Here is a 19,789-nt window from a genome sequence, read left to right on the forward strand (position 1 = left end):
GGATTTTAGAAGGGGCAGGATGCCCCTCCACCTAAAAAAATTACCAAACCACCATTTTAACGCCTTCTATCTCCGGATGGTTTTGAAGGCGGCAGTAATAAATTCCGGATGTAAAGTTGGCGGTGCTAAAAGTGGTGGTTTCGTTTCCGAATAGAATAATGCTTTTAACCAACTGCCCCTGTGTGTTAAAAATCTCTACAACTTGGTTATTTTTAATCAAACCGTTATTACTGACGGTTATGGTAGCGGTTTGCTGCGCGGGGTTGGGGGTTAGGGTGAAACCCCCCTGCCCCCCAGAGGGGGAATTTGTTCCTGGTGGCTCAACCCCCGAAACGGTATCGCAAACATAGTTGCCGCAGGTATAGCCGTTTTCGTCAATGGTTAATAGCCATGCGCTGCAACGGTATTTGGCATAGTCGTAAACTTCGCCCGCTATTACGTAGGTTTCGCCGTCGTTTATGGCTGCAATACTGCGTGGGTAACCCGATACCTCGCTTAATGGCGAGCCAGTAGCATAAGCATCGGGTAAAAAGCGCATCCATATTGTATCGCCCTGTAAATTTAACTTCATAATGGCTCCATGCCAACTGCCTCCCCCAAAGTCGTTGCGCCATGTTCCGGCAAAAATTATGGTGCCATCATGGGCTAAGGCATGGGTGTCAAAAGACATATTATAATAATTGCCCTCGTTATGCATCAGCCATTTTTCCCAAACTACATCACCCGTTGTTTTATCAACCTCAACAATATGTAAGCCTTTATAAACATAAGTCATCGAGTCTTCGGTTACCATTGCCAAATAGTTGCCATTGGGCAATAGTACAATATCTTGGTAGTGCCAAACATTGGTGCCGGGCAGCCCGTAGGGGCGTTCCCATATTACCTCGCCCTCGGGGTTTAGTTTTATTAAGTACAGGTCGCATTTATCGCTATATTCAAGCGGAAACGGGTAATACCCCCCATGTTTTGTGCAGTACAGTACATAATTTCCATCATCATCAACTAAACCCGCCCAAGCATTGGTATATAAACCCCAAATTACATCAACTAATGATGTGTCGGGGGCGTAGGTTTTTTCCCATAGCTGCTCGCCGTTGTTGTTAAATTTAGCTGCGTATATTTTGTGTTTCGACCATATATCGGGTTCTTTTGATAAACCAACTGTTAAAAACCCTTCGTTGGGTATAAGCACTATTTCTGACATATAATCGACGGCTGTGGTGGGGTAGGTTTTGTTAAAATAGGTTTTATGCCATTGTACGGTTCCAGCAGTATCGAATTGTATTAAATGATACCCCCGCGAATAGGGGTATCCGGGTAGGGTGGCATTAACCAATAAAGTATAATAAATGTCCTCGTTTATCACAAAATCTTCCCAAATAGCTATGCCCACGGTATCTTTCCATAAACTTTTGGTCCAAATATGGTTGCCCTTTAAATCGTATTTTTGGGCTAATATATCAAAATATGGCGATTTCTGTGTGCCGGTAACCGTTAAAAAACCATCGGGCAGAGGGTTTACATACCTAAACACTAAGTACGAAGTATCGGTATAATATAACCTATTAAACAAATTAGGGGTTTGGGCGTTGGCGTGGGTATGGTATAGCAGGGCTATACATAAGGTAATAAGGTAGTAGGTGTTTTTCATAATAACAAATAAGCCCTACCCCATTTCAATAGCAATGGGGTAGGGTGTTTTTAAATAAATTAACGAATAATGGTTAGTTTTTGTACCGCTATGGTTTGGTTATTAGTGCTTAACACACAAGTATATATGCCGTTTGGTAACTGGTTTATGGGCATTACCATTTGGGTTGCGTTTTTTGCAATGCCTTGTACTTTAACAAGTTTGCCTACGGCATTATAAAAACCCAAATTTAAGTTGCCTAAATCGGCATCGTTTATAACCGAAGCATCAATATGTATGGTTAATGCTTGGCTTGATGCGGGATTAGGGTATAGTTTTAATACGTTGTTGCTGTGGTTGTTAAGGGCTGCCCTACCCTCATGTTTGTTATTCACAATACCTGTAGTATCGGGTAGGTTTTGGGTAAACTGCGCCAATAAATTACCCTCTAACCATGACCTTGCCATTAATTGCTCGGTGCTTAGTTCGGGGGCAAGGTTGCAATGCAAATGGTTATTTACCTGCCATGATACGGGCAAAAACTGCTCGTTTTCGTAAAGCACCATACCCACAGGTGGGAGTGTTGCTTTAATTTCGTTGGGGTGCGGTTGGCGGGCAAGGTAGGTAATTGGCTGCATCGAAAGGCAAAAGTACAAATTACATTGGGTTTTCGGGCTTTAGCCCGAAATAAAGGCTGCCAATACTTACACAAAGGCAGCCTTGTAGTAAATTTAAGCAATTATAATCGTTCGTAACATCAATGAATGTGCTTTTTTAGCTAACTACAAAAATTTATTTCACGCAGCTACCACACCACCATTTTAACTCCTGTTGTTTCGGGATGATTTTGCAACCGGCAATAATATATTCCGGATGTAAGATTGGCGGTGCTAAACGTAGTAGTTTCACTTCCGGATAGGGTTATGGTGTTTACTAAGCGTCCTTGTGTATCGAAGATTTGTAACGCCGCCGAATTAGGGTTTAATAATGCAGGGCTAATGGCAATAGTAGCGGTTTGGTGGGTGGGGTTGGGGGTAAGGGTGAACCCCCCCTGCCCCCCAGAGGGGGAATTTGTTCCTGGTGGTGGTTTAACCCCCGAAACGGTATCGCAAACATAGTTGCCGCAAGTATAGCCGTTTTCGTCAATGGTTAATAGCCAAGCGTAGGTATGTTTATGGTATTGGTCGTAAATTTCGCCGCAAAGCACATATGTTTCGCCATCGGGTTGTGGCATTATATCGCGGATATAACTCGATATATCCCCTTCGGGTGGATAACCCGTAACATAATAATCGGGTAAAAAACGCATCCATATTGTATCGCCTTGTAAATTTAACTTCATAATGGCTCCATGATGGCCGCTCCCTTCTTCCTCCTCGTTTTTCCATGAGCCTGCAAAAATTATGTTCCCATCGTGCGAATAAGTGCTGGTAGTAAAATAATATCTATAGAATTTCCCCTCACCCTTAAATAGCCATTTCTCCCATACTATATCACCAGTGTTTTTATCGGCTTCAATTATGTGCAAGCCCTTTGTGTAATAATGTACGGAGTCTTCACCCATCATAAAAAAATAATTGCCATTGGGTAGCGAAACAATATCTTGGTAAAGATACGCATTTGAACTTGAGTCGGCATAAGTATGTTCCCATAAGACCTCGCCATCTGGATTAATTTTAATCAAATGCAAATCGCTTTTTTGCTCGTAAGGAAAAGGCCAAGGGTAATAGCCACCGTATTTGGTGCAGTACAATACATAATTTCCATCTTCATCTACCATACTATCCCAAGCATGTGTTTTTAAGCCTTTAATATAATACACATCTGTGGTGTCGGAGGTGTAGGTTTTTTCCCAAATTTGCTCACCAATGGCATTATGTTTTGCAGCATAAATTTGGTTAAAATCCTTGTAAGTGGGCGTGTTTAAGCCGCCGGCAACTAAATAGCCACCATCGGGGGTTGGTATTAACGCCGATACATGGGTTAGGGCTGTTTTGGGGTAGGTTTTATTATAAAAGGTTTTATGCCATAATACCGTGCCATCGGGTTTAAATTTTAACAAATTATAGCCTACCGCATCTTTATTTTCGGGGTGTGGCGACATAAACATCAAAATGTATTCGTTGCCCACTCTATATACAAAATCTTCCCAAATTCCTATTCCTACGGTATCTTGCCATAATAGTTTGGTGCTAATATGGTTACCCAATAAATCAAAACGTTGGGTATATAGCCGTTTCGTCTTTGTATTGTCGTTGTGGTGGACAACAGTTTGAAAACCATCAGACAAGGTATCGACAAATGTGAAAGTAAAAAAAGATGTATCATTGTACATGATTTTATTAATAACGGGGAGTTGGGCTAAGGTTGTTTGCCTTAAAACAAAGAGCAAAATTGCAAGTAAAAATAGTTTTCTCATAATATATGTAAAAACAACCCCAGCGATTGTACATTACAACCGCTGGGTAAATGAATTAAAATTTAACGAATAATGGTTAGTTTTTGTACGGCTAAGGTTTGGTTATTAGCACTTAACACAGCAGTGTATATGCCGTTTGGCAACTGGTTTATAGGTATTACCGTGTTGGCATTACTAATTATAATAAGTTGTGTTTTTATAAGTTTGCCCACACTATTGTAAAAACTCAAATTTAGGTTGCCTAAATCGGCATCGTTTATAACCGAAGCGTCAATATGTATGGTTAGGGCTTGGTTTGATGCGGGATTAGGGTATAGTTTTAATACTTTGTTGGTGGGGTTGTTAAGGGCTGCTCTGCCATCTTGTTTGTTCTGCATAATACCGGTGGTGTCGGGCAGGTTTTGGGTAAATTGCGCCAATAAATTGCCTTCTAACCATGACCTTGCCATTAATTGCGCCGCTTTGTTGGGGCTATTGGCCAAGGTTTGCATAGTTTGCACCAACGTATCGGGTTGCTGCGGAAAACCTATATTAATACACTGCTGCCAGTTGGTTAAAAGTGGTTGCGGTGCTTGCAAATGTATAAGGGCTTGGTAATAACGTGCTTCATCGGTATTGGGCGCAAAAACACTATTAATGGCTTGTTCGGCTTGTTGTGGCATACCTTTACTTAGGTAGTAATTGGCTATAATGCGTTGACCTTGTGGGTTAGCTTGCAACAACAACAACAGGGTATCGAAATTAGCCTGCTGCCTGTAATGGCGTAAGGCTTTTTGGTATAATTGCCCAATAGCATTTACCGCCATTTGTTGGGCTACTACTTGCTGAATTTGCGCTATTTCAATACTATTTAAATCATCACTTTCAACAATAGCAGGGGGCGAAGGCGGAGGTACAGGAGGGCCATACTTACAAATAGTAGGCAATACACTTAAGTTGCACTGGTTATATAATAGCATTACTGGGTCTAAGGTGCAGTTGGGGTCGGGTATATCATCGGCTTCTTTATAGTTAAAAACAATGGGGTCGGTAAAACCAAAGGTGCCCAAATGGTAATTATTGTTATTGCAACCATTTGGGTGAAAGCCATTTTTGCTTGGCTGCCCATCAACGCATTCCCCTTGGTCTTCAATTTTTTTATCCAATATTAGCCAATCGTATTTGCTGGCATCTTTGTATTCATTGCATTGAATTTGTACTTTTACAACATCGTCGATTGCCGTAGCCGCTAAAAATGCTTTAGCAAAATCGTTGTCCTTAATCAAGGTTGGTTCACCACCACCACCATTTACCTCTGGACCTGTAACAACTACGCCCATATTAGTCATACCAGGTTGGTATTCTTCAATGGATGAGGTTGAAGAAAAGGTATTCCATATAACAGATGCCATATCAACCTGTTCAAGCCAAACCCCAAATGGGGGGCTATAGTTAAATATATTATTAGGGCTTTTACCATCCGGAATGAGTGTTAGCGAATTTCTCTTTAAAAAAGGGGCATTACTATTTTTTATTACTATTCCTCGCCTACAATACCAACATTGGTTTGTTTGCAAAGCGTTTCCTGCTACATCAAGGCAGTTTTGCAATGTTATACCTTGAAATAAATGCCAAAACGTATTATTTTTTTTGGTGTCATCTTCGCCAATATTAATAGATGTACTATGTCCAAAAATTCCCATAGAGCTAGGGAAAACAGGTTCTCTATTATCTCTAAATTCGCAGTTTACAATATTAGCTTTTGTTCCCGATAATAAGTTCATATATCCTAAATAAACGTGTATGGGCAAATTAGCATCGGTAAAATCAGCCCCTTGTATAAATTTTGTGTTTTCGGGACCTTTGTAATTTTCATCGGTAATAAATTTACAAGCATTAAGGTTTATGCGGTGTTTTATGTCGCTGTCGTAACCCGAAGTATTGTAGGCAAACACATCGAAAGCATTATTTAAAAACTGCACGTTATTGGCTTCTAAAATACACGAAAAGCATTTAACGCCTCTATAAGCATCTTGTACTACAAAGCTGTTTGAAAAGTCAGTTCCAACAAAATCAGTCTCAAAAATAACAATCCCATGGTCGGGCGAGGTATTTCCCGCGGGTGCGGCTATGTTGCCATTGCCAATGGCTATAATACCTGTCCATAATGTGTTGTCGCAGGCATCACCGCGTAAAATAGTTGGTTGCTTGTAATAGCCTTTAACAATTAGCTTTCCGCCCGGCATAACTACTATTGCCCCATTTTCGCTAAATTCATATTCGCCCCCGTCTATGGTTAGTTCGCCCCCGCTTTGCACAACAATAGCCCCATTTATTTTAGTTTGCAAATTGGTATAAACAACTTGCCCACTAATAATACGGTGATAGTAGTCATAATTATAGTTAGCGTCATAAATACCTTGCACATTTACATCCGGATCATGGTCTAATAAGGGGTCATCAACCGTAATCGTTATTTTATCTTCTCGGCTACATTCTGTGTCAATAACAGTCGTTAATAGTATTTCAAATGTACCCGGTGTTAAAAAGGTATGGCTAAGGGTGTTGTTATTTACCGAGGTAAAAAAACTGCTCGACCAAGTAAAGGCAGTTGGAGGCAGGCTGCCAAGAGTGGCTGTTAGGGTAACTGTTTTTCCGGCAACAATTCTATTTCCGGGTAGTACTTCAATTTTAGGTACCCCGGTGTTTGTTAAATTTTCATCAGCCATCATTAGTACTTTCGTCTCGTTGTTTACATTCCAATAATTCATTCTATACGATTGGTCTAAGGTTGTTTTAAAGGCATAATCGCAATAAGACATAATGTTTAGTGTTGGGTTTGGTGGGTATAGCACATTGCCATTAGCATCTGTGCAGCTATTGGTCAAAGCAGGGCAGGTGGCACCATGAGGCGAAGTATCGCAAATTTGGTCCCCATCTTTACAATCTACTTGCGAGCAATCAAATCCCTGAAAGGTATGAAATAATGATAATATGTGCCCCATTTCATGGGCTAAGTCAGCGTAAAACCCTAATGGCTTAGCAGTTATTCTATCTCGAACAATCGCTACCATATTTACACCAAAAGTACTACCATATACTTTACCATTGCCATCTAATTTTTTAACAACATAAACATTAATATACCTATAAGTTGGGTCATTATCAGTTCCATCAATATCATCCCACCATAATGGTTGTAAAATGGTCATATTAGCTTCGGCTTGGGCTAAACTTGAAAACGTGGCGGCACCAGCAGCAACATTCACATAGTTTAAGCCAGGGGTTTCCATACAAACACCTTGGGGGTCAATAGCGGCAAGCCTAAATTCTATTTTTGTATCAATATTGTTTTCAAGCAATGAATTGCTGCTGCGGTAACAATAGTTAAGATGTTGCATAATACCTTCAAATGCCGTTGGAGTTAAATCTTCCGGAATTTCCTCTTCATCTTCTAAAAAAATATGAAACACCACCGGAAAAACGGCTACTGGCAAATTGCAATCATCTACCGGAGTTGGCGGTCCGAGTATAGGTGGGTCGTTTATATCAGACACATAGCCACATCGAGTTTGCGCAATTACCACTGTTTTACTTAATAGAAAAATTATTATAGCAAAAGATGCTAACTTTACAAGCCAAAAATTATTGCTGTTGGGCTGTTGGGCTGTTGGGCTGTTGGGCTGTTGGGCTGTTGGGCTGTTGGGCTGTTGGGCTGTTGTGCGGTTGTAGGTATAGTGCCTACAAAATTAAGAAAAAAATGTTTCATTTAAAATGTTTTTTTTGGGTTAAAAAATAGGTTTGGTTTGTGGTTTTTTATTCCCGGAATTGTCTGAACCTTGATTTATCTGATTTTAGGATTAACATGATTCGCAATTGCCTTAATCCTATTCATCTTCTAATCCTACTAATCCTAATTCCTTTAGATTTGCATTTTGAAAAAAGGATGTGTTTAAAGGCTAGTAAAAGGGGTAGAATAGTTCAGTTTCAGACAAAGGGACGGGGGGGGTGTTTGCAAGGACGGGGGGATAGGGGTAAATACAAGGCGGTAAGCTACGCTTAGTATTTACCCCAGCACTTGCTTAAAGCGCGGGAAGTGCCGGTGCGGGGGGAAGCAAAGCAAAAAATCATAGCAAACGGCGGTTATATGGTTAAATATGGCGGCAATTTACAGTATTTTATTTAACTTGTATGCGGTTCGACAAAAATAAGATACAATTATCACATTTTTCTTATACTGAAGTTAATTACAAGGAATAGAAAGAAAAATCCGGATTTTAACAGCCGAATAAGTTTTTAAACAAAAAAATATGTATTCTCTTTTTATTTGTCGTTAAAAATCAAAATACGCGCTTATTTTGGTTCTTAACAAAAAAAATAACCAAATTTAACAGTTAAACAACACTCATATTCTATATAGTCTGTAATTTTACCGGTTGAAAAAACTTAATCATTTTTCTATCTCATATATACAACATAACAACTATAAACAAATTCATAATTTAAATTGCAAAAAATGAAAAATTTATTACCTATTTTAGCTGCAATTTTGCTGGCAGGTATATGCCCAACTATGGTTAATGCTGCCTGCCCAGGTGGTCAGCAAGAAATTGTAGTATCATTAGATACAGACAATTCGGGCTACGAAACTTATTGGGAAATTTTAGACGGCACCACCGTAATTTTTTCGGCCGGATGCTCTAAAATTATACCCGGAGGCAAAAAAACACAAGACCAAGTTTGCGCAGGCGCGGGCGGCGTATTAATTAGCGGCAAACATTACGAAACTCCCGTATGTGTACCTACCGGAAAAGAACTTACTTTTAATATTTATGACGACTGGGGCGATGGCCTTTGCTGCACAAATGGCAATGGCAGTTTTAAAGTATTAGGTAGCGAACCCGCTATTGAAGGCTATAATGGCAGTTTCACCATGCAAACCTATAAATTTACTGCTACCTTAATTAAAGGCGGCGACCTTAAAGTGGTTTCGACCCCCTTGGAAGATGCCTTTTTGGCCAGCAAAAAAACCATTCAGGCCGAAGTACAAAACATGGGTGGCGCTACCGTTACCTCGTTTAATATTAACTACAAAATTGATGCCGGCAGCACTTTTACCTCAACAATTAATGGCATTAGCATAGCACCCGGTGAAAAATATATGGCCATTAGTACCGAAAAATGGATTGCCCAACCCGGTTTACACGAAGTAACAATTTGGGTTGACAATATCAACGAAGGCACCGACCTTAACCCCTTAGACAATACCATTTCGGTAAACGTAAATTCGTTGTTTAAAATGCCGCTGCGCCAATTATTATACGAGCATTTTACCCAAGCTTCGTGCGGACCTTGCGCTGTAAGCAATCCCCCGGCTATTGCAGCTATAAAAGCTAATAAAAGCAAAGTGGCTGCTATTTGGTATCATACCTCGTGGCCTGGTTACGACCCTATGTATAACGAAGAACCCGGCGACCCTGATGCCCGTGTTAGCTACTACAAAATTAGTGGGGTACCCAATAGTATCGTTGAAGGTGGCTTGGTGTACAACGGCTCGCCAGGAAGCGTAAACAGCAATTCCATAAAACAATGGTTTAATAATTTACCCCCCTCAAGCTGGGAAATCAGTCTAAACGAAACTAAAACCAATAGCAAAGCTAGTTTAACCGTTGATTTAACTCCTTTGGCAGCGTATAACGGCACCAATTTAGTAGCCCACGTTGTTATTACCGAAGAAGTAGTTGAATACGCCCAGGCACCCGGCTCGAATGGCGAAAAGAATTTCGATTGGGTTGAACGCAAAATGCTTACCGGAACAGCCGGACAAGCCATTCCCAAATTAGCCCTTGGCGAAAAATATACTTTAACCTTGGATTACGATTTTCCAAGTTGGGTAAATAAAGAAAACTTGCGTACCGTTATTTTTATTCAAGATAAAAGCAAAAAAGACATTGCCCAGGCTTTTGAAGCCGAAGCTGCCACCGGCACAAATACAGGTGTAACCTCGACCGTTGAAGTATTTAAAATTGATGTGTTTACCAATAACACCTCTTGCCATGGTGCACACGACGGGTTTGCCTCTATAATACCCAAAGAGGGCGTAACACCTTTTACCTACGTTTGGTCAAATGGCGCAGTTGGACAAGTAGTTTCGGGTTTGGCAGCCGGCACCTATAATGTTAGTGTTACAGACGGCAACGGTATTCAAAACAACTACGATGTGGTAATTGAAGAACCAGCCGGCGGCTTAGAAGTAAACGTAAACAAATCAACCCCCGACAACAATAAAACCTGGAGCGTAGACTTAAATATTACATCCGGAAAAGCCCCCTACGTAGTAGATTGGTATCAGTTACCAAATAATACAAAAGTAGCCAGCGGCGAAAACGTAACCTTATCGGGCGGAGTTTATAACTACACCATTAAAGATGCCGACAAAGTTTGCCAGGGCGGGCAAGTTAACCTCGAATTCCCCGTTGGTATTGCCGATATTGCCAATAATTTTGCCCTTTATCCCAACCCTGCAAGCAACAACCTAACACTAACCTTAAACACTGCAGCCACTCACCTGATACTAACCGATTTGGCTGGCCATACTACCCTACAGGTGCCAATAAGCAAAGGCGTGCTAACTTCAAATATTGATATTTCGCACTTAGCCGATGGCATGTATATTTGTACCTTGCACAATAACAGCAATATAATTGGTTCAACCAAACTTACTATTATACATTAATTAATTGTCCAGATAAAAAAATGACAATATAATTTAATAGCAGCTATTACGTTATATCACATTAACTATTTAATTAACGAAAGTATAACGAGCCAGTTTATAACACGCAAAACCCTTGGAATAGAGATATTTCTAAAGGTTTTGCGTGTTTTGTTTTGCAAACAGTGCTTTTATTAAGTGGTAATTATTTGGTATCTTTGCCACTGACTTAACTCTTTGGCACTAAGTTTATAAGATTCATTTAAATAAACCACGTAAATAGCCATTCGCTTGCCCTTTGCCAATCATTTTCACCAATCAAACAATTTACCTTTATTTGTATGAATAGCCCTATTGTAACCCGCCTTGTAAGCACCGCATCCGGATGTTTTTCTATATTTTTAGGGATAGTTATTACTATTTTATTACTCACCTCACCCCAAGTAAAACTAAAAGCCCAATTTGTAAATGACGAGGATGCTCCCACAACGCCAACTAAGCCAAAATCGTACAAACTGCCCTTAATTGATGCCGTAAATTTAGCCGAAGCCTTCAATAGAAACGACAGCAACACCTTTTACGCCATTTTAGCAGCCTATACAGGCGGAAAAGCCGACACCGCAAGCCTGTTAGCTAATTTTAAACTGAAAGGCAATACTATTTTGTACGAGTATTTAAAACTATACGAGAAGCGCCAAGCACAAACCCTTAACATTTTTAATATACCCGGAAGAGGTGGCACAGATAATTATGTGAAACCGTCGGGCGACATGTCCTACGGCACAGGTTTTAGCTGGAATAAAATTGCCGATGGCCTTAGCCAATTTGTAGCCAGCCGGATTAAACAAGAAATGGTGGGCACCTTTTTTTTACGCCTGCAACGCGATTTTACCAAGTACAAAGAGCTGCAAGTATTTTTTCCTTCGACCTACCAATATGTAAACGTTTTAGGCGACCATAACCCGGCTATGCTTATGGACTTATTACATACTTCTATTAAAAACGACATTAACAATATACCGCGAAATGTGCCCAATTTACAAGACATTCCGCGCTATAAACAAATGATTGAAGACAGGCCGCAGCTTCAAATACTGCTTACTACTGGTGCGGCCTTGGGTTATTTGTACGAAAATCGGGAACATCCGGCAAAAATTATTGAACTGTTGCCCGAGCTTCCTTTTATTAAAGATGCAAAAAGTACTACTTTTCAGCGCTCGGTAAATACATTGGCCTTTGTATCGAAAGCATTAAAAAAAGATGAAAACACATGGGCTTCAAAAGAAGAGTTTGACGATTTAGAAAATACCGACAATGCCCCCATTTTGCTTATGGGTTTAATGTGGCAGCGTTACGGCAATTTAGTTAACAACGTTGCCATTGACCGCCGCGACATGCCCGCCTATTACCGAGATTTACCCATATCGGGCGGGGCAAATAAAAATCTAATAACCATGAGCGAGGTAGTTTATGCCTACCAGCTTACTTACCGCAACGACAACTTAAACCCCGTTCCGGATAGCACAACTTATTCGACTTATAATTTATTTAAACCTTATTTTAAATCAGTTTTAGACCTAACAACAAAAACACAACGCGAGTATCAAAGCCTTGCCATCCGTACCAACCAAAAAACCGGCACCCAAATACAATTTAATGAAATATTGCCCTACCTAAAATTAGTGGCCGAAATTTTAGAGTTTTCGTTTAACCAAAAATCTTTTGGAAACCCCAACGCCAAACAAAATTTTGCTGGTATTGCGTCAAATTTATTGAATTTATACCAATCGGTCGAAGAAAAAGAATATAGTGCAGCCGTTGCCAATTTAAGTTTGTTGTTGGCCACCTCACTTCCGGAGGAAACCGCATTTAAACGCGAGTTTTTAACCTATGGTTTGTTTATGGCTAATGTTGCCAATGCCCGCTCATCAAACGAGGTGCGGTTAGCCATTGAAGCCATAGCTGTACCCCCCGGAAGCACAGCTATTAAACGCACTGCTGGCTTAAACATATCGTTAAATGCCTTTGCAGGGCCGTTTTATGCTGCCGAAAATTTATTGTCGCGCCCAAGTGGGGCCAGCAATAAGTGGGGGGGCACGGCGGGTTTAACTACCCCTGTAGGGATATGTATAAGTACCGGATTGGGCAAAGCCGGCTCTGTTGGCGTAGTAACCTCGCTGTTAGATATTGGCTCGTTAGTTAGTTTCCGGATGAAAGATCCCAGCGCACAAGTTTTACCTCAATTCAAACTGCAAAACATATTAGCGCCGGGCATATATGCAGTTTACGGAGTTGCCCAACTGCCCTTAGCACTAGGCTTTGGTGTTCAGTATGGCCCACAACTGCGCGAAATCACCCTAAATCAAGTAAAAACAAGCTCAAATGCCTACCGTATGGGCGCGTTTGTAGCCATAGATATTCCGATGTTCAATTTTTATACCCGTATGAAAGAATAATCTTACTTTTGGCTGTTAGCTTTTGGCTTTTGGCTTTTGGCTTTTGGCTTTTGGCTTTTGGCTTTTGGCTGTTAGCTGTTGGCTTTGGGCTTTTGGCTGTTGGCTGTTATCAATTATCAATTAACCATTATTATCAATTTATCTATACTGCATGTCTTTTTTTAAAACCACCCTTGCCACTGTTTTAGGCATATTTTTATTTTTTGCACTCCTATTTGTTCTTTTTATGGTTTTTGGTCTTGCTGCGTCTGTATCATCGACCAGCCCAATTGCCGAAAACAGTATATTAAAATTAAAACTCGACAACCCAATACCCGACAAATCGAAGCCCGAAGATTTAGAAATTGGCAGCTTAGGGCAATTTTCGTTTGCTCAAACAATTGGATTGGCCGATATGATAAACACTATTGAACATGCTGCTACCGACAACCGAATTAAAGGTATTTACTTAGAATTGAGCAGCACACCATCGGGCTTTGCAAACCTAAAATCACTGCGCGATGCCTTAGCCAACTTTAAAACATCCGGAAAATTTATTGTGGCTTACGGCGAAACTATGACCCAAGGGGCTTATTTTATAGCATCAGTTGCCGATAAAATTTACCTCAATCCTACAGGCTTGGTGTTATTGAAAGGCTTCTCAACGGAAATACCTTTTTTTAAAAACACTTTAGACAAATTAGGTGTTGAGCCCGAAATTTTTTATGCCGGAAACTTTAAAAGTGCAACCGAACCATTTAGGCTTACCAAAATGAGCGATTATAACCGCATTCAAACCCGCGAGCTTATTAATGGCTTTCAAAATATTTACATAGAAACGGTAGCCTCTGCCCGCAAAATGTCGCCGCAACAACTCACACAAATTATTGATAATTTAACTGTACGAAAAGCTGAAGATGCTAAACAAAGTGGTGTTATTGATGAATTGGCATACTACGACGGTGTTTTGAACGACCTTGAAGCCCGGATTGGCATAGCCAAAGACAGCAAAGAAAAAGTTAAATTTGCCAATATAACAACTTATTTTGAGGATGTAAAAGGCGATTTTCAAAAACTAACTAAAGATAAAATTGCCGTTGTATATGCCGAAGGCAGTATTGTTGATGGTTTGGGCGAATCGGGTGAAGTAGCCTCGGAACCTTTTTCAAAAATGTTCCGCCGGATTAGAGAGGACGAACAAATTAAAGCAGTTGTTTTGCGCGTAAATTCGCCGGGTGGTAGTGCCTTAGCCAGCGATATTATGTGGCGCGAACTAAAATTAATAAAAGAAAAAGGCAAACCAATTATTGTATCAATGGGCGATGTTGCCGCCTCGGGTGGGTATTATATATCGTGTATAGCCGATACTATTGTGGCAATGCCTAATACCATTACCGGCTCGATAGGTGTATTTGGTATGATGGCCGAATTAGATAATTTTTATGCCGACAAATTAGGAATTAGCTACGATACCGTTAAAACCACTAAATTCAGTGATTTCCCTATGTCGGCAATAGTAAACCGCGACCTTCGAGACGAAGAAAAAATAATCATCCAACAAAGCGTGGACCAAATTTATGATACTTTTTTACAACGAGTAGCCGAAGGGCGCGGCATGACCCGCGATGCCGTACACCAGGTAGCCCAGGGGCGCGTATGGACGGGTGAACAAGCCAAACAAAAAGGCTTGGTTGATGTGTTAGGCAACCTTGATGATGCTATTAGAATTGCCGCTACAAAAGCAAATATTGCCGATAAATATTACGTGCGCTACTACCCCACCGATAAAGATTTTGCTACACGTATAATGGAACAAATTACAGGCAAAGAAACTAAACAAAATATTATAAAAAAAGAATTAGGCCCGTTCTATGCCTCGTATCAACAGTTAAAAGCCATTACCCAAATGCGCGGCCCACAAATGCGACTGCCTTTTGTCTATAACTTTGAGTAAGTAAAAAAATACTATTATTTTTTGTTGTTACTTATTGCCGGCAAAAGAAAGGGTGTACAAAACCAAGCTAAAAAATATACAGGTTAGTTAATATTGCTAATTGATTCGCCTGTATATTTTTTTTTGAAGGGTAGGATGATATTACTTTTCTACATCAAAATAGAAAAACAATTTATCCATAATTAATTGAGCCTCAACTAGCTCGCTATCTAAAGAGGAGAGTTCCATTTTTCCGTTCAATTTTGCCTGTACTTTTTCCGGAAGTTTTTTGAAATTTCCTTTAAACGCAACTTGCCCACCCAAGCCCAAATTGTCTAATAAGCCACCATCCCACGATATAATATTGCCCGGATACGGCATACCCAAACTGTTAAAATAAAAAGGGTTGCCGTTGCTTTTAGCTAAAACACTAATGGGGCAGCCCGTTTTTATGCTATCGGCAGTATGCCAGCGCGCACCCTGATGCTCAATAACAATACGTAAAACTGATTTGTAAGGATTCGACGGTTCCCAAATAAGGCGCAGTTCGTCACTTGTATTGGCAAAAATGCGCGTGGCAGGTATAAATACGCCTTGATTGCCGCGAACTGAATCGCGTTGAATATGGTTAGGCCCAAATATTTTTTTAAGGTCGGCTTCGGTGGTGGTAGCTGTAATAGCCCCCACTTTTTGCCCTGGAATGCACAACCAGTTAGTATTGGTAGTTATGGCCGGCGGGTAATTTTTTGAGTCCGTTTGTTGCTTGGTTTTTGACATTTTACAAGCTCCAAAAAATACTAACAGCAAAAATAAAAGAACAAAAGAAAGCAAGCGAAACAACATGATAAAATGAAGTATAAGATAAAAAAATCCGGATAAAACTAATTGAGTTGCAAATTTCGCATCATTTTTTATTTTTACAAAATGGCAATCATGGGGGGTAAAATTCAAATCAATATCGAATAGACATACAAAACTGCCACAAGAACGACTATTTTAACTAAAAAAAGCACCTAAACAAAAAAAATAAGTCAAAATTCATTCGAATAAGGCAGAGTTTTTATAGATTTGCCATTTGATTAGCAAGGTTACTTGTTTTTAACTAATATCATCCGGATAATTAAACCTTCACTTCATGTTTTATCAAAACAAATATATAATTTATTATTCATAAAACAGAAGTCAAAACGTTAATTGGCTATCCGGAGAAAATTAGATTATTGTTTATATACATCATCTATTTAGTAAATACCATTTATTTATTGCACGCATGAAAAAAGCGTTTACCCTTTTTGCCCTTTTACTATTTACAGCCCTATTTTTTGCACCTCGCCAAGCCTATGCAACGCATATGGTAGGTGGCGAGTTGAGCTATGACTGTTTGGGCGACAACAAGTACCAATTTAAATTGGTAGTTTACAAAGACTGCGACTGCGTGGACTGTGTTCCGTTTGACGCACCCGCTTACTTGACTATTTACAACGATTTTCAATTTGTAGTAGGCGAAAAGCCCCTTGAAATGTTTTATATAGACAGCGTAAGGATTGAACCCAACGTGGACGGCCTTTGTTTAGAAACCGTACCATTTGTATGTGTTGAACGCGCCGAATATGTTAGCGACACTGTTGAATTAGACATTACCTCCAGCAGTTTTTATGTTGCCTACCAGCGCTGTTGCCGCAATAGCACCATTCTAAATATTTTTGACCCTTTAGAAAACGGTGCCACCTACTGGCTAACGATTCCATACAACCCCGATGCCACCTTTTGCAATAGTTCTCCAGAATTTAACAATTACCCACCTATAATTATATGTGCCGATACTCCCTTAAAATTTGACCACTCGGCTTTTGACGAAGATGGCGACTCGTTAGTTTATAACCTTTGTTGGCCTTATATTGGCGCCTCACCCGATAACTCGCAACCCCAAATTGCACCTTTCCCACCTTATGAAAACGTAAACTGGAAACCCGGCTATGCCATTGACAACCAAATGGGGTACACCGCAGGTGCCGACTCGTTAAAAGTACATTGGGAAACCGGACAATTAACTGTAACCCCACCCTATATTGGCAATTTTGTAGTGGGTATTTGTGTTGATGAGTACCGCAATGGCGAATTTTTGACCACCAGCTTGCGAGATTTTCAGTTTAGAGTGGCCGACTGCGAAGTTGTACTTGCCGATGCCGGTGTTGATGCCGATGTTTACTTGTGCGAAGGTGAATCTTATACCTTAGGCGGCTATGCTTATGGTGGCGACTTTACCTGGGCGCCAACTGATGGCCTCAGCGACCCCTCAATTTTAGATCCTCAAATTACGCCCTCTGGCGATATAAGTTATGTGCTATATGTTGAGGCTGGTTCGGGTTGTAACGATGCCGACACCGTAAATATACATGTAGTACCACCCGTTACTGCCGAGGCTGGTCCTCCGGCAACTATTTGTCCCGGAAGTAGCACTACCCTAAACGGCTCGGGCGGCGATACTTATTTGTGGGCACCCGGCGATCTATTAAACGACCCATTTATTGCCAACCCCACTACTTTTGGCCTTACACAAACCACTACGTTTTATTTAACAGTTCAAGATAAATACGGTGCTTGCGCTTCGTTAGACTCGGTTACCGTATTTGTATCAAATGATTTGGTTGCCAATGCCGGCAACGATAAAAGCATTTGCCCCAATACCGAAACCCAATTAGATGGCTCGGCAACCGGTGGTGTTGAGCCTTATACTGTTGAATGGTCGCCCATTGATGGCCTTGACAACCCCAACAGCTTCACGCCTATCGCTTCTCCAGCAGTTACCACTACCTATACCCTTACCGTTACCAGCAGCGATGCTTGTATTGCTACCGATGAAATTACCGTAACCGTTAGCAACGAGTTAGTAGTATCGGGCGGAGAAGGTGGCACCATTTGCCAAGGCGAAAGTTTCCAACTGCACGTATCGCCTGCCGATGCCGCTACTTATGCGTGGAGCGATGCCAGCATTGAACAATCGGCCAACCCCTCTGTTAGCCCAAGTCAAACAACTACCTATACCGTAACCGTTACCGATGCCAATGGCTGTTTTGGCTCGGCCTCCGTTACCGTAGAAGTTATACCTGTTTCAGACCCCGGCACCATGCCCGATGCCCAATTTGTTTGCGATGGTGCAAGCCTTTCAATTGCCAGTGTTAATCCCGTTATTGCCGAAGGACAAGGGCTGACCTATGTGATGCACACTGCTTCGGGCAATAGTTTGGGTACTGTTTTAGCCATTAATCCGGATGGTAATTTTGATATTACCTCGGCGCCCGGCTTGCAAGTAAACACAATTTATTATATATCGGCAGTAGCTGGGCCTTTAAATACCAATGGCAATGTTGATTTTGGCAGCCCTTGTACCCGCGTAGCTCCCGGAACCCCAGTGGTGTTTTTACTGCCAATTAAATTAACCGTTAAAGACTACTGCGACAATGTTAGCACCTTGTTTACCCTACAAGTATCGGTTAGTGGTGGCTTGCCCGCCTACGACCCCGCTAACGAAGTGTATAATATTACCGGCGAGTATATGGGTGCCCTCCAATACAACGAAAACGTTACCTTAGGCCCCTTCGACAACGCCATTACTTACGTGCTAACCGCCACCGATGCCGCCGGTTGCTTAGGTGTTGACTCGCGGTTTGTTGAGTGCTTAAAAGGTCCGGCAGGTATTGAGTTGGCTGCATTTTATGCCCAAATTCAACCCAATAGCACCGAGCTAATTTGGCAAACAGCTACCCAAACAAATAGCCAATATTTTGTAATTGAAAGCAGCACAGACGGATTTACCTATACAGAGGTTTGTACCGAGCCAGCAGCGGGCAACAGCAACATAATACAAGATTACCAGTGCAGCCACTTAAACCCTGCATCCGGATTAACCTATTACCGCCTAACCGAAATTGATGCCAATAATCAAAAAACAATACAAGGCGTAATTAGTGTTATGCGCAGTAAGGCCATACAAAACAGTTTAGCTATTTCTCAAGTTTCTACCGATGCCAACCAGCAAAACCTTACTTTGTATTTACAAAAACCCAATACCAATACGCTTGCAAATATTCAAATATTAAGCACACAGGGGCAAGTAGTACAAACAGGGCAAACCCATCACGCTGTTTGGCAAACCGATATTGCGCATCTTCCATCGGGATTGTATTTGTTGATTGCCCAGGTTAATGACGAAATGATAAGTAAAAAAATAGTAATTAACAGGTAGATGCATTAATCTCTGCTAAGCTATTTTTCCGGATGCTGGTCATGACTAATAGCCATACCAAACTTTTATCCGGAAAAATTAAAAACCGCTATTTTACAGCAAAACCTGAGTTCCACAAACATAAAGCTCACAGACATTGTGGGCTTTATGTATTTTAGTAAGTTGTACGACCTTATTTGCGATTAGAGAAGGGAAACCTCTCCCCTACCAGCTCGCCCATAGCCACTTTACCCCTACAGTGCATAGCATATAAAATAGTATAAGGGTGCATTATAGCGCAAGTTTTGTTAAAATTTTGTAAAAAAAGTAGCAATATAGTAAACCCATACTAACTTTGTGGGTCTAAATGCCGTTGGTAGTAGAACAGATTACTTGAAGCAAAAGGAAGAGCAAAAAATGTTGTTGAATTTCATTTTTATTTTTTAGTTTATA

General features: G+C 40.8%; 10 protein-coding genes. 4 read left to right on the forward strand and 6 right to left on the reverse strand.

Features of this window, described 5'->3' with window-relative positions:
• Positions 1-40 precede the first annotated feature (40 nt).
• The 5 genes from IPI59_15710 to IPI59_15730 form a co-directional block, all read right to left on the reverse strand.
• Positions 41-1,651, reverse strand: a complete 1,611-nt coding sequence (locus IPI59_15710) for a T9SS type A sorting domain-containing protein (GenBank protein ID MBK7528941.1) — start codon at positions 1,649-1,651, stop codon at positions 41-43.
• A 59-nt stretch (positions 1,652-1,710) separates the two neighbouring features.
• On the reverse strand, positions 1,711-2,268 hold the full coding sequence (locus tag IPI59_15715) for a T9SS type A sorting domain-containing protein (GenBank protein MBK7528942.1): 558 nt from the start codon (positions 2,266-2,268) through the stop codon (positions 1,711-1,713).
• Between the two features lie 167 nt (positions 2,269-2,435).
• Positions 2,436-4,022, reverse strand: coding sequence for a T9SS type A sorting domain-containing protein (locus tag IPI59_15720; protein ID MBK7528943.1), 1,587 nt, complete (start codon positions 4,020-4,022; stop codon positions 2,436-2,438).
• Positions 4,023-4,111: 89 nt separating this feature from the next.
• Complete coding sequence (locus tag IPI59_15725; protein ID MBK7528944.1) at positions 4,112-7,615, reverse strand: T9SS type A sorting domain-containing protein; 3,504 nt, start codon at positions 7,613-7,615, stop codon at positions 4,112-4,114.
• A gap of 44 nt (positions 7,616-7,659) precedes the next feature.
• Positions 7,660-7,797 (reverse strand): hypothetical protein, encoded by a 138-nt coding sequence (locus IPI59_15730; protein ID MBK7528945.1) that lies wholly within the window; start codon positions 7,795-7,797, stop codon positions 7,660-7,662.
• Positions 7,798-8,544: 747 nt separating this feature from the next.
• Between IPI59_15730 and IPI59_15735 the strand changes: the two genes are divergently transcribed.
• From IPI59_15735 to sppA, 3 genes are all read left to right on the forward strand, one after another.
• Positions 8,545-10,764 (forward strand): Omp28-related outer membrane protein, encoded by a 2,220-nt coding sequence (locus IPI59_15735; protein MBK7528946.1) that lies wholly within the window; start codon positions 8,545-8,547, stop codon positions 10,762-10,764.
• Between the two features lie 320 nt (positions 10,765-11,084).
• Entirely contained in the window at positions 11,085-13,199 is a 2,115-nt protein-coding gene (locus IPI59_15740; protein MBK7528947.1) for a hypothetical protein, read from the forward strand.
• 151 nt (positions 13,200-13,350) lie between these two features.
• Positions 13,351-15,132, forward strand: a complete 1,782-nt coding sequence (gene sppA / locus IPI59_15745) for a signal peptide peptidase SppA (GenBank protein ID MBK7528948.1) — start codon at positions 13,351-13,353, stop codon at positions 15,130-15,132.
• 141 nt (positions 15,133-15,273) lie between these two features.
• Here sppA and IPI59_15750 read toward each other — a convergent pair whose 3' ends face one another.
• Positions 15,274-15,888 carry a hypothetical protein gene (locus IPI59_15750; GenBank protein ID MBK7528949.1) on the reverse strand — a complete coding sequence of 205 codons (615 nt, stop codon included), beginning with the start codon at positions 15,886-15,888 and terminating at the stop codon, positions 15,274-15,276.
• 493 nt (positions 15,889-16,381) lie between these two features.
• On the opposite strand from IPI59_15750, the gene IPI59_15755 reads away from it, so the two are divergent.
• On the forward strand, positions 16,382-19,357 hold the full coding sequence (locus tag IPI59_15755) for a T9SS type A sorting domain-containing protein (protein MBK7528950.1): 2,976 nt from the start codon (positions 16,382-16,384) through the stop codon (positions 19,355-19,357).
• The last annotated feature ends 432 nt before the right edge of the window (positions 19,358-19,789 follow it).

Source organism: Sphingobacteriales bacterium, assembly GCA_016706405.1.
Taxonomy (GTDB): Bacteria; Bacteroidota; Bacteroidia; order Chitinophagales; family UBA2359; genus BJ6.